Origin of the sequence: Microvirga sp. 2MCAF35, assembly GCF_052115545.1 — a bacterium.
GTDB lineage: Bacteria > Pseudomonadota > Alphaproteobacteria > Rhizobiales > Beijerinckiaceae > Microvirga.
Map to the genome: position 1 here is coordinate 29515 of NZ_JBFRGW010000006.1, position 12581 is coordinate 42095.

Below are 12581 nucleotides of genomic sequence, written 5' to 3' on the forward strand. Positions count from 1 at the left end.
GCGCCGTCGCCAGCCTGTTTCTGCCCATAATTTAGGCTTCGCGCACAGCGCCTCTCGTTTCTTCATGAATTGACAACGGATTCGTGATCCGGGCTCCCCATGAGGAGGATAACTCATGCGCCATATCGCCAAGCAGGCGACGCAGGACGGCACTTTCACGGTTTATCTCGGCGACCGTCCGGTCGCCTGGGGACTGACAAGCCGCGCTGCGGATGCCCTGATCCAGAGGCTGCTCCGGCACTGACGTCCGGTCCCTGATACATCGGTACATGGTGTCTGCCACGATGCCTTCCATATGAGGCAATCGCATGGAAGACGGCTGGAACCCGGTGCCGATAGCCTTGGAAGAGGGTCGAATGATCCTGCCACCAACGGTTTCTGAACCACCAGCCGGCGCATCTCGCACGGCTGACGTCACTGTACCGTGAGGCAGGACGCGATTCGGAGCAGGTCATGCACTCTGATCGGCCTACGGGCCGTGCTGGTTGCGCGCGTAGAAATTGCACGCTTGACAAACTATAGGCGCACCGCACCGGGACTCTTTACTTCGGCCGGCCTCCGGCATTACGATCCTTCTCTAAGTCATAATAACCTAAGATAGTGATGGTGGGTCGAACCATCGACTATAGTTGTTGCAGCTGATTCGTTTAAGGACGTCGCAAGGCGCGGCGCAGATGCAATCCAGCTTGGAGGGGCTATGTTCGAGGGTCGCAGGAAGCGGGTCCTGATCGTCGAGGACGAGGCGATGATCTCGATGCTGATCGAGGACATGGTTCTCGATTTCGGATGCGAGACCGTAGGCCCGGCCGCACGGCTCGATCATGCCCTGACCCTGGCGCTCCAGGCCGACATCGATATCGGCATCCTCGACATCAACGTGGACGGATCGGTGGTGTTCCCGGTGGCCGATGTCCTGCGTTTTCGCGGCATCCCGTTCATCTTCTCGACAGGCTACGATTTCCGCTCGCTTCCCGAGCGGTTCCGCGACTCTCCGACATTGTCGAAGCCGTTCTCGTACGACAATTTCGCCGACACCCTGCGCCGCGCACTGGCCTCGGCCTCGGATTCTTCGGAAGTCGTATAGAGGGCGCTGCACTGCGGCACCGCGCGGCGACGACCGGGTGCACACTCGATGCAAAAAACTTCCGCTGGATCTGGAGAAGTTTCCGCACGGACCCAGTTTAAACGTTCCGGATTTGTCGCTAATGCCTGTCCGGATAGTCGCGTGCCTCGGAGTTTCCGCCTCAGATGAAAATGCAGCCTGCAGAAGGACCGTTTCGCATCGGGCGATCCGAAACCGGCCTCGGACTCTTTGCGACCGATGTGATCGAGAAGGGCACCTTCATCATCGAGTATGTCGGGCCGAAGATCACGAACGAGGAAGTCCAGCGCCGGCGCAACACGCGCTACCTGTTCGAGATCAGCGACCGCTGGACCATCGACGGCTCGCCGCGCTGGAACACCGCCCGCTACATCAATCACGGTTGCCGGCCGAACGCCGAGGCCACGGTGTCGCGCGGCAGGATCCGCATCAAGGCGATCAAGCGCATCAAGCCCGGCGACGAGATCACCTACAATTACGGCAAGAACTACTTCGAAACCTTCATCAAGCCGATGGGCTGCCGGTGCAGATCGTGCGAGCGGAAGCGGGCGAAGCTGGCGGGCGGGTAAGGATCGTACCGTCGGTTGGAGTGACGGTTCCTTGTTCCGTTAAGGGCGCCGCCCGGGTTGACACCCTCTCACGTCATGGCCGGCCCTGTGCCGGCCATCCCGATTGGATGAGCGCGCCGCCTCTCGCATCGAGATCACCGGCACAAGGCCGGTGATGACTTGGCGGATATCAGTACCAGCTACTCGGGCTTGAACTCCGCAACCGTCCGTCTGGCGCCCTTCTCGTATAGACGCGCCAGATGCGCCGTCACTGTTTCCGTAAAGCGCGGGTCGTTCGGCAGGTCGTCGCCGAAGATCTCGCGCACACCGAACAGCGCATTCGCCAGGCTCTCGACCCTACCTCCTGCCTGGTCGGCCAGCTCTCGCAGCCGCGCCGCCATGGGATCGCGCACGTCGATGGCTGCGCCCTTCTCGTCGTTTCCCGTCACATAGCGCATCCAGGCTGCGACCCCGAGGGACAGACGCGCGATGGAGGCGCCGTCGCGCAAGCGGTCGCGCAATGTGCCGAGAAGGCGTTGGGGCAGCTTCTGCGACCCGTCCATGGCGATCTGCCAGGTGCGGTGCTTCAGGGCCGGGTTCTTGAAGCGCTCGATCAGCGCGCGCTTGTAGGAGGCAAGATCGGCTCCGGGCGGCATGTGGAGCGTCGGAGTGACCTCCTCGTCCATGAGCCCTTCGATCAGTCGCACGAAGGCCGGATCGGCCATGGTGTCGGCCACCGTCTCGTAGCCCGCGAGATAGCCGAGATAGGCCAGGGTCGAGTGGCTTCCGTTGAGCAGTCTGAGCTTCATGTGCTCGTAGGGCTCCACGTCGGCGACGAACTCGGCTCCCGCCTTCTCCCAGGCCGGCCGGCCCTGCGGGAAACGATCCTCGATGACCCATTGGGTGAAGGGCTCGGTCACCACGGGCCAGGCGTCCTCCACGCGCAGAGCCTCGGCGATGCGCTGCCGGTCCTGGTCGCTGGTCGCGGGCACGATCCGGTCGACCATGGTCGAAGGGCATGACACCTCGTTTGCCACGAAGCGGCCGAATTCCGGATCGACCAGCTCGGCGAAGCGCGTGAGAACCCGCTTCACCGTGCGCCCGTTCGACGGAAGGTTGTCGCAGGTGAGGACCGTGAAGGGCAGCACGCCCGCGCGGCGCCGACGGCGCAGGGCCTCGACGATGAAGCCCGGAGCGGACCGGGGTGTCTTCAGATAGGCAAGATCGTGCACGATGTCGGGATGGTTCTCGTTCAGGGTGCCGGTTGCCGGATCGTGGCAATAGCCCTTCTCGGTCACCGTCAGCGTGACGATGCGCGTTCGCGGATCGGCCATCGCGTCGAGGAGTTCGTCCGTGGCGCGCGGGGCGACGATGACCCGGCCGATGGAGCCGATGATGCGCAGCGCCTCGCCCGCCTGCGAGCGCACGGAGAGCGTATAGAGCCCGTCTTGAGGAGCCAGCGCGTCGAAGGTGTCGGGGCTGCGCAGGCTCGCCGCCACGATGCCCCATTGGGGATCGAGCGCGAGCACGTCGTCGGTGTAGACCGCCTGATGCGCCCGGTGAAAAGCCCCGACGCCGAGATGCACGATCCCGGTTTTCACCGTCCGCCGGTCGTAAGCCGGGCGCCGGATGCTCTCCGGCAGGTCGGCAAGGGAGTCGTCGTTCAAGCGGTCTGACATCGTGTCCTCAAGGTCCGGCCTGAAAAATGATTACGGGTGCTCACATCCGTTGTCATCACCGGCCTTGTGCCGGTGATCCCGATTGATCGAGGCACAGCGCTTTTACGTATCGGGATGGCCGGCACAAGGCCGGCCATGACATGGGAGCAATGGAGCTTACGCTTCAAGGCGCCCCCGCCCAATGAACCGAGCCTCAATGCGCCGGCTGCTGCTTCGCCCGGGTGACGATCTGCGTCGGGTTGACGAAGCGAAGGGCGATGATGAGCCAGACCAGGGTCGTGACCATGTAGATCACCGCCATGGCGTCGATGGACTGCACGGCACGCACGCCCGCCGCGAAGACCGCGTAATAGAGCGCCACCACGAGGGTCTGGCTCGTCGGGCCCGCTACCAGGAAGGTCAGCTCGAACATGGCAATGGTGCGCACGAGCACCAGCAGCAGGGCCGCGAGGATGCCGGGCAGGAGCAGCGGCAGGAGCACGTGGATGAAGAGCTTGAACGTGTTGGCGCCGAACACCCGGGCCGCTGCCTCGATCTTCGGGTCGATCTGCTCGATGAAGGGGATCATGACGAGGATCACGAAGGGAACGGTCGGCACGAGATTGGCCGCCACCACGCCCCAGAACGTGCCCGCGAGGCCGGTCTGGTAGAGCACGGTCGCCAGCGGGATGCCGAAGGTGATCGGTGGGATCATCAGCGGCAGCAGGAAGAGCAGGATGAGAAGCCGCTTCCCCGCGAAGTCGCGGCGGGCGAGCGCATAGGCGGCCGTCACGCCGAGCGCGCCCGACACGAACACCACGGCGGCAATCACCTGGAACGTGACCACCAGCACGTCCCAGAGCTGGAACTCGCTCCAGGCAGAGGAATACCAGCGCGTGGTGAAGCCCACCGGCAGCCACGTGCCGAGCCAGCGGGTGGCGAAGGAACTCGTCACCACAGTGGCGATCATGGCGAACAGGTTGATGACGAAGAAGCCGACGAGGAACCAGATGGCCGCCGCCCAAAGCTTGGAGCCGAGTGTCGTGTCGCGGATCATCGGCTTTACCCTTTCGCGCCGGAAGCGGGGCCACGGTAGAACAGGCCGCGCGAGGCGAGCACCGCCACCACGATGGCCAGCTGCACGAAGCCCATGATCATGGCGATGGAAGAGGCCATGGAGTAGTCGTATTCCTCGAAGGCCGCCGTCGCCGCGGCAATCGAGATCACGCGGGTGATGCCCGCAGGCTCGCCCAGCAGCACCGCCGAGGGAAACACCGAGAAAGCTTGCACGAAGGACAGGCAGAAGGTGATGGCGAAGCCGGGCATGAGCAGCGGCAGATAGACGTGGCGGAAGCGCTGCCACGCGCTGGCGCCGAGCGTCGCGGCCGCCTGCTCGAGCGCCGGGTCGATACCCGTGACGTAGGAGAGCGTCAGCAGGAAGGTGAACGGGAAGCCCGTGATCACCAGCGAGGCGAAGACGCCCCAGTAATTGTGCACGAGCTTCAAGGGCTGCGAGATCAGCCCGAAGGTCATGAGTGTGCGGTTGAACCAGCCCTGCGGCCCGAGATAGTTCAAGAGGCCCTCGGCCACGAGAACCGTGCCCAGCGTGATCGGCAGGACGAGGATCGTGGTGAGCAGGCGCTGGCGCCGCATCAGGCGCACGCGGAAGGCGATCGGCACCGCCAGCAGCAGGTTGAGGAGCGTCACGGGGATCGCGAGGCGGAGCGTGTTGCCGATCGTGTCGTAGAGAAATGGATCGGAGAAGAAGCGCTTGTAGTTGGCCAGCCAATCGCCGCCCGCCTTCGGCTCGAAGGACAGGATGAACCCGAAGGCGAACGGATAAACGAAAAGCAGCAGGCTGAAGATCGCCGCCGGGATGACAAGCAGGGTGACCGCATCGAAGCCTCGTGCCTCGAGACGCTGACGCAGGCTCGGACCTTGCGCGACGGGAACGGCTTGGGTCACGGCGTCCATCAATGCCTCCCCTGGATCGACTCCGCGAAGACGAGGACGCGCTGGTCGTCCGCCCGCAGATGCACGTTCGATCCGGGCTCGACCGGCTGATGCGACCGGAACACGAAATCGAGCCCACCGGCCGAATGGGCCGTGCCGACGAATTCGCGGCCGCGATACTCGATGGTATCGACATTGGCCGCAATCGCATTCGGCCCCGCCTCGCCGACCATGAGGTCGTCCGGGCGGATCGCCGCGTAAGCCGCAGAGCCTGCGGCGAGTGTCTCGCGGGCGACGCCGCTGATCCGCGCGCCTTCCACGTCGAGCAAGGCGCGCCCGCCGTCGGTTCCGACCACCTTGCCCTTCAGCTTGTTGCGGAAGCCCATGAAATCGGCGACGTCCAGATGAGACGGCGCCTCGTAGAGTTCCTTCGGCGTCCCGACCTGCCGCACGACGCCGTCGCGCAGGACCACGATGCGGTCGGCGAGCGACAGGGCCTCGTCCTGATCGTGGGTGACGTAGATGGTCGTGGCGCCGAGTTCGTTGTGGATGCGGCGGATCTCCGCGCGCATTTCGAGGCGCAGCTTCGCATCGAGGTTCGACAGGGGCTCGTCCATCAATACCAGAGGCGGCTCGATGACGATGGCGCGAGCAATCGCCACGCGCTGCTGCTGGCCGCCGGAGAGCTGGCCCGGCAGCTTGTTCTCCTGGCCCTGCAGGCGCACGAGGCTCAGGGCCTCGTCGACCTTGCGGTCGATCTCGGCCTTGAGCTTGCCGCGCATCTTGAGCCCGAAACCGATGTTCTGGCGCACGTTGAGATGGGGAAAGAGCGCGTAGTTCTGGAACACCATGCCGAACCCACGCTCCTCGGGACGCAGCGTGTCGACCCGGCTCTTGTCGAGCCAGATCGCTCCGCCGGTCACAGGCAGAAGACCCGCGATGCAGTTCAACGTCGTCGATTTCCCGCAGCCGGATGGCCCGAGCAGCGCGATGAACTCGCGCCGCCGGATCGTGAGGGAAATGTCGCGCAGAGCGTTGAGCGCCCCGAAGTCGCGGCTCACATGATCGAGCCGCACTTCGTCGAACTGGGAAAGGGCAATGGTCATCGCGGGTCCTTGTTTGTCGTCTTACTTGCGCGGTCTTACTTGCGCTTGCCGCCGCCGACCTGCTCGTCCCACATGCGGAAGGCGACGACCATCTGGTCGGGCTGGAGCGGCAGTTCGATGGGGTTCTCGGCGATCCACTTCTCGTATTCGGGACGGCCGAATTCCTTGATGGCGGCCTGGCTCTCCGGGGGCGCCATGTCGAGGGTCACGCCCTTCACGGCAGGACCTGGATAGAAGTATCCCTCGTCGTAGGTGTAGGCCTGCTGCTCCTTGGTGAGCAGGAAGCTCATGAGATCGAGGAGAACCGCGAGCTTCTCGTTCGGAAGCCCCTTGGGCACGCACATGTAGTGAGCGTCCGCCACCCAGTGGAAGCCCTTGAGCGCCGCCACCTTCGCCTCCTTCGGCACGACGCCGAGAACGCGCGGATTGATGTCCCAGCCGGTGGTCGACACGGTCATGTCGCGCGAGCCTTCGCCGAGTTCCTTCATCACCGCGCCGGTGCCGGACGGATAGTACTCGACGTTCTGTCCGAGTTCCTTCAGATACGCCCAGGTCTTGTCCCAGCCCTTGGCCGGATCCTGCGGGTTGCTGTCGCCGAGGATGTAGGGCAGGCCCATGATGAAGGTGCGGCCCGGACCGGAATTCGCCGGGCGCGCATAGAGGAAGCGCCCCGGATTGGCCTTGGTGTAGGCCATGAGCTCCTCCGCCGTGGTCGGCACGTTCTTGACCTTGTCGGGCATGTACTCGAGGAGCGGGCCCGATGGGTAATAGGTCACGACGACGCCCTGCCCTTTCGCCAGCCCCTGCATCTTGGCGGCGGGCGGCAGATAGATATCGTCGAGCTTCGGCAGGGAATTCGCATGGCCCGGGATCAGGTCGACCCAGAGCTTCTGCTCGATGCCGGCCGAGAGCGCGTCGGTGCCGGTGAGCACGAGGTCGATGTCGACCCGGCCCGCATCCTGCTGCGCCTTGATCTTGCCCGCGAGCTCCGGCGCCGTCGCCTTGGTGAAGGAGATGCGCGAAACGAGGTTGGGTTTCGCCTTGCGGTAATTCTCGATCGCCTTCTGGGTCAGCGCCAAGTTGCCGGCGACGTCGATGATGTTGAGGGTAACCGGGCTCGTGGGCAGGGTCGCTTGCGCGAAGGCCTTGCCGCCGAGGGTTGCAACGCCGGCGGCGCCGGCGACACCGCCGACGAAAGTCCGCCTGGTGATCAGGTTCGTCATGTCTTCCTCCCGTTCTGTGCGACATGGCTCATCATGGCCGGCCATGTCCCGTGTCACAGCTTGTAGGCCTCTTTCGCGAGGCGATAGGCGAGATCGTAGGCTATCTCGTGCGCCTCGTCCTCGTCGAGGCGATGGGTCGTCACGAGATTGGCGAGAGAGGCGCAGTCCACCCGGCGGGCGACATCATGCCGGGCCGGGATAGACAGATAGGCGCGCGTGTCGTCGTTGAAGCCGACCGTGTTGTAGAAGCCCGCCGTCTCCGTGGTGAGTTCGCGGAACCGGCGCATGCCCTCCGGCGCGTCGAAGAACCACCAGGCGGGACCGAGCTTCAACGCCGGGTAATGGCCTGCGAGCGGCGCGAGTTCGCGCGAATAGCTCGTCTCGTCGAGGGTGAAGAGGATGAACGTGAAGTTCGGCTCGTTGCCGAAGCGGTCGAGCAGCGGCTTGAGCGCACGGACGTAATCGGTCTGCAGCGGAATGTCGGCGCCCATGTCGCGGCCGAAGCGGCGGTAGAGCGCGTCGTTGTGGTTGCGGAAGGAGCCCGGATGGAGTTGCATCACCATCCCGTCCTCGACGCTCATCGCCGCCATCTCGGTCAGCATCTGGGCGCGGAACATCTCCGCATCCTCGGGCGTCGCGGCGCCCGTCGAGACGCGGCGGAACAGGGCCTCCGCATCCGCAGGCGACAGATTGGCCGTGCGTGCGGTCGGGTGGCCGTGATCGGTCGAGGTGGCGCCGTACTCGCGGAAGAAGGCGCGGCGGGTGCGGTGCGCATCCAGATAACCGCTCCAGGTCGACGTATCGTGCCCGGTGATCTCGCCGAAGCGTGCGAGATTCTGCCGGAAGCGCTCGAATTCCGGATCGACGACCGGGTCGGGGCGATAGGCCGTCACCACCCTGCCCTTCCAGCCCGATTGCCGGATGGTCTCGTGATGCTTCAGTGGGTCGAGCGGACTTTCCGTCGTGGCGATGGCCTCGATGCGGAAGCGCTCGAAGAGTGCGCGGGGGCGGAACTCCGGAGTGCGCAGCGCCGCGTCGATGCGGTCGTAATAGGCATCGGCGTTCGCAGCCGAGAGCCGCTCCGTGAACCCGAACAGGGTCGAGAAGGTGTGGTCGAGCCAGAGGCGCGTGGGGGTGCCGCGGAAGAGATGGTAATACGACGCGAAGCGGCGCCAGATCGCCCGTGGATCACGCTCCACGGCGCTGCCGTCCTTCGCCGGAATGCCGAGATCCTCCAGCTTCACGCCTTGGCTGTAGAGCATGCGGAAGATGTAGTGGTCGGGAATGACGAAGAGCGTCGCCGGATCCGGGAACGGCTCGTTCTCCGCGAACCAACGCGGATCCGTATGGCCGTGCGGCGAGATGATGGGCAGGTCCCGCACGTGCTCATAAAGCCTGCGCGCCACATCGCGGGCGGCGGGCTCAGCAGGAAACAGCCGGTCCGGGTGGATCAGCATGGCGTACTCCCTCAGGCGCCGCCCTGGCCGTTTTTGCGGGCCGGTCGCGAGCGCCTCATGGAGCAAACCTTAAGCCCATCCACGATCCTTTGCAATGGTCTACTAGTATGGTAGTGTGCCACTTATGACCAATAGACCTGCCCTCGCGAAGCTCGATATCAGCCGTGAACCCATGGCCCGACAGGTCGCGCGCGCCCTTCGCCAGGCCATCGTCAGCATGAAGATCGCGCCCGGCGAAATGCTGTCCGAGCAGGATCTGGCCCAGCGATTCGGGGTCAGCCGCTCGCCGGTGCGCGAGGCTCTGATCAAGTTGAGCGAGGCCGGTCTCGTGCGGGTCCTGCCGCAGCGGGGCACGCAGGTGGTCAAGATCTCGCGCGCTGCCGTCGAGGATGCGCGCTTCATCCGCGTTGCGGTCGAATGCGCCGTCGTGCGCGAGGCGGCGCTGAAGGCCACGCCCGTCCTGCTGGCGGAGCTGAACGCCAGCCTGACCCGGCAGCGCCGCGCCCAGCGCGCCACCTCATCGGACGACTTCATGGCCCTCGACGAGGAGTTCCATCGCCTTCTCGCGGAAGCGGCCGGACGACCCGCCGCGTGGCGCATGATCGAAGACGTCAAGCCGCAGATGGACCGTGTGCGCTATCTCGACGTGAAGCAGGCAACGCCGCGCCATCTCATCGTCGCGCAGCATGCGGAGATCGTCGACGCCATCAAGGCGTCCGATCCCGTGGCGGCCGAGAAGGCCATGCATCAGCACCTGAGCGAGATTCTCCGTTCCCTGCCCGAGCTTGCCGCGAAGCACCCGGACCTGTTCGAGCCCGAGGCCGCTGCCCTGCCGGAGGTGCTCAGCGCGTGATCTCCACGACAGAAAAATTCGGAATTTCCGCCGACGCCTCCGTTCGGCCCCACCTTTAAAGAGGTAATCATGGAACAGACCTGGCGTTGGTTCGGCCCCGAGGATGTCGTTCAGCTTTCGCATATCCGCCAGACGGGCGCGACGGGCATCGTCACCGCCCTGCACCAGATTTCCTATGGCGTGATCTGGAGCGTCGAGGAGATCGAGAAGCGCAAAGCCATGATCGCCGCCGATCCTTCGTTGGGGTTGCGGTGGAGCGTGGTCGAGAGCCTGCCGATCCATGAGCGCATCAAGATCGGCGAAGGCGACCTGACGAGCCTGTTCGACAATTATCGCCAGTCCATGCGCAACCTTGCGCAATGCGGCGTCACGACGATCTGCTACAATTTCATGCCGGTGGTCGACTGGACCCGGACGGAACTCGCCTATCCTCTCCCGGGCGGCGCCACGGCCCTGCGCTTCAATATCCATGAATTCGCGGCCTTCGACTGCTTCATGCTGGAACGTCCCGGCGCCGAGGCGGATTACGCGCCCGATGTGCTGAAGCGTGCGAAGGACTGGCATGTTCGCTCGTCCGAAGGCGACCGGCGCAAGCTTCTCTCCAACATCATGGCGGGCCTGCCGGGCGCTTATGACCGCTACGACGTTCCGGGCCTGCGCGTCATGCTCGACCGCTACAAAGATATCGACGCCGGCGCCTTACGCGAAAACCTCGCCCGGTTCCTGCGCGAGGTGATCCCGACGGCCGAGGAGGTCGGCATCCGGATGTGCATCCACCCCGATGATCCGCCGCGCCCGCTCATGGGCCTGCCGCGCATCGTGTCCAACGCAGACGACATCGCGTTCATTCTCGATGCGGTCGATTCGCCCGCCAACGGCCTTACCCTGTGCAGCGGCTCGCTCGGCGCCAATCCCGTCAATGACGTTCCGGCCATCGCGAAACGCTTCTCGAACCGCATCTGGTTCGCCCATCTGCGCAACGTCGCCAAGGAACCGGACGGCACCTTCATGGAAGCCGACCACCTCGGCGGCGACACGGACATGGTAGCCCTGGTGACGGTGCTGCTCGAGGAGCAGAAGCGCCGGAAGGATGCGGGCGACAAGCACTGGCGTATCCCGATGCGGCCGGACCACGGGCACGAGCTTCTCGACGACGTCGGCAAACCCACGCATCCCGGCTACCCCGCCATCGGCCGCATGAGAGGCCTCGCCGAGCTGCGCGGCGTCATGCAGGCCGTTTCGTCGCTGCGGGGACTGCCGCTTTAGGGCGTCGCACGGTTTTCCACTACGTCATGGCCGGCCTTGTGCCGGCCATCCCGATGCTGTGGAGCGCTGCGCCTTCCCGATCGGGATCACCGGCACAAGGCCGGTGATGACGTTCAGGATGTCATTCCCGGCTGGAGCGTAAGCGGAGGGGAAGGGAATCCACGTTCAAGCGCAACACCATGGATCCCCTTCCCGCACTTCGCGCGCCGAGGATGACACCGCAGGACTCTACCCCAGCAAGTTCCGCAATGTCCGCATGAACACGCGGACGCCGATGCCGATCAGGTCATCCGGAAAATCGTAGTCGGGATTGTGCAGGCTCGGATGGTTCTCTCCGGCCCCGAGGAAGAACATGGCGGCGGGAGCCTTCTGGCCGAAGCGACCGAAATCCTCCGAGGGCCGCATGGGCAGGTCCCCCTTGTCATGCGGCACGCCCTCCTCGTCGAGGGCGCGGCGAAGGTGGGCGACCGCCTCCGGGGCGTTCTCGCAATGAGCGAAGATGTCGTCATAGGAGATTTCGACGCTCAGCCCCTTCTCCCGCGCGGCGCTCAGGACCAGATGCTCGGCGCTGACGCAGAGATCCTCCATGCCGGCATCGGTCAAGGTGCGCAGGGTCGCCCAGATTTCGGCACGGGCCGGAGCCACTCCGAAGGTGGCTTCGCCGATCTTCACATGGGTGATCGTCACCATGGAGAAGCCCTCGTCCATGGGGCCACCACGGCCCAAAGCCGTCAAGGCGGGCGCCAATTCGGCCACGACGGGAACGGGCGAAACGCCCGTCTCCGGCATCGATGCGTGAGCGGTCTTGCCGTTCAGGACGACGCGCATGCCCCTGGATGCGCAACTGACCGGCCCCTCGGTCAGCGCCGCATGGCCAAACGGCATCCCCGGGAGGTTGTGGAGAGCGAAGGCGAAATCCGGGCTGATCCCGCGGAATCGCGGATCGGTTACGACGGCGGCAGCCCCCGAACCATCCTCCTCCGCCGGCTGGAACATCAGGATGACGCGCCCGCGCTGCGGGCGCTGACGGCTGAGCGCACGGGCCAGACCAGCCAGGATTGCCATATGCCCGTCATGGCCGCAGAGATGGGCCTTGCCGGGCGTCGCGGAGCGATGTGGAAGATCGGAGATTTCCTCAATGGGCAGCCCGTCGAGCTCCGCCCGGACCATGACGGTCGGTCCGGGCTGCTTGCCTTCATAGACGGCTGCAATCCCGTACCCGCCGAGGCCCGTCATGATCTGGTCCGGACGTGTTGAAGTCAGGAAGGCATGAACGTTTCGCGCCGTCTCCGCCTCCTGCCTGGAGAGTTCGGGCGCCCGGTGGAGCTTGTGCCGAAACGCCACCAGATCGACCACGTCCTCGTTGGTCAACACCATGGATTGCCTCCACGCCGGAATCCGCTGGGAGCAGAAAG

The 12581-nt window shown here is 64.9% G+C and carries 12 protein-coding genes; 5 read left to right on the forward strand and 7 right to left on the reverse strand.

What is annotated here, in order from left to right; translation table 11 throughout:
• Positions 1-115 precede the first annotated feature (115 nt).
• From AB4097_RS04480 to AB4097_RS04490, 3 genes are all read left to right on the forward strand, one after another.
• The gene (locus AB4097_RS04480; RefSeq protein ID WP_442037402.1) at positions 116-244 is read left to right on the forward strand and encodes a hypothetical protein; all 129 of its coding nucleotides are present in this window, start codon (positions 116-118) and stop codon (positions 242-244) included.
• 453 nt (positions 245-697) lie between these two features.
• The gene (locus tag AB4097_RS04485; protein WP_442037403.1) at positions 698-1084 is read left to right on the forward strand and encodes a response regulator; all 387 of its coding nucleotides are present in this window, start codon (positions 698-700) and stop codon (positions 1082-1084) included.
• A 164-nt stretch (positions 1085-1248) separates the two neighbouring features.
• Positions 1249-1671 carry an SET domain-containing protein gene (locus tag AB4097_RS04490; RefSeq protein WP_442037404.1) on the forward strand — a complete coding sequence of 141 codons (423 nt, stop codon included), beginning with the start codon at positions 1249-1251 and terminating at the stop codon, positions 1669-1671.
• 179 nt (positions 1672-1850) lie between these two features.
• Here the strand turns inward: AB4097_RS04490 and AB4097_RS04495 are convergent, their stop codons facing one another.
• The 6 genes from AB4097_RS04495 to uxaC all read right to left on the reverse strand — a co-directional run bounded on the left by AB4097_RS04495 (position 1851) and on the right by uxaC (position 9047).
• Positions 1851-3329, reverse strand: coding sequence for a mannitol dehydrogenase family protein (locus AB4097_RS04495; protein WP_442037405.1), 1479 nt, complete (start codon positions 3327-3329; stop codon positions 1851-1853).
• A gap of 193 nt (positions 3330-3522) precedes the next feature.
• A complete protein-coding gene (locus tag AB4097_RS04500) occupies positions 3523-4365 on the reverse strand; it encodes an ABC transporter permease (protein ID WP_442037406.1) in 843 nt (280 codons plus the stop codon).
• A gap of 5 nt (positions 4366-4370) precedes the next feature.
• On the reverse strand, positions 4371-5282 hold the full coding sequence (locus AB4097_RS04505) for an ABC transporter permease (RefSeq protein WP_442037407.1): 912 nt from the start codon (positions 5280-5282) through the stop codon (positions 4371-4373).
• Entirely contained in the window at positions 5282-6367 is a 1086-nt protein-coding gene (locus AB4097_RS04510) for an ABC transporter ATP-binding protein (RefSeq protein WP_442037408.1), read from the reverse strand. Before AB4097_RS04510 ends, AB4097_RS04505 begins: the two co-directional genes overlap by 1 nt.
• A 35-nt stretch (positions 6368-6402) precedes the next feature.
• Entirely contained in the window at positions 6403-7590 is a 1188-nt protein-coding gene (locus AB4097_RS04515) for an ABC transporter substrate-binding protein (RefSeq protein WP_442037409.1), read from the reverse strand.
• Positions 7591-7643: 53 nt separating this feature from the next.
• Positions 7644-9047 carry a glucuronate isomerase gene (gene uxaC, locus AB4097_RS04520; protein ID WP_442037410.1) on the reverse strand — a complete coding sequence of 468 codons (1404 nt, stop codon included), beginning with the start codon at positions 9045-9047 and terminating at the stop codon, positions 7644-7646.
• Positions 9048-9171: 124 nt separating this feature from the next.
• Between uxaC and AB4097_RS04525 the strand changes: the two genes are divergently transcribed.
• Together AB4097_RS04525 and uxuA are read left to right on the forward strand one after the other, a co-directional pair.
• Positions 9172-9900 carry a GntR family transcriptional regulator gene (locus AB4097_RS04525; protein ID WP_442037411.1) on the forward strand — a complete coding sequence of 243 codons (729 nt, stop codon included), beginning with the start codon at positions 9172-9174 and terminating at the stop codon, positions 9898-9900.
• 69 nt (positions 9901-9969) lie between these two features.
• Positions 9970-11166 (forward strand): mannonate dehydratase, encoded by a 1197-nt coding sequence (gene uxuA / locus AB4097_RS04530; protein ID WP_442037412.1) that lies wholly within the window; start codon positions 9970-9972, stop codon positions 11164-11166.
• A gap of 228 nt (positions 11167-11394) precedes the next feature.
• Here uxuA and AB4097_RS04535 read toward each other — a convergent pair whose 3' ends face one another.
• Positions 11395-12543, reverse strand: coding sequence for an amidohydrolase (locus AB4097_RS04535; RefSeq protein WP_442037413.1), 1149 nt, complete (start codon positions 12541-12543; stop codon positions 11395-11397).
• Between the last annotated feature and the right edge of the window lie 38 nt (positions 12544-12581).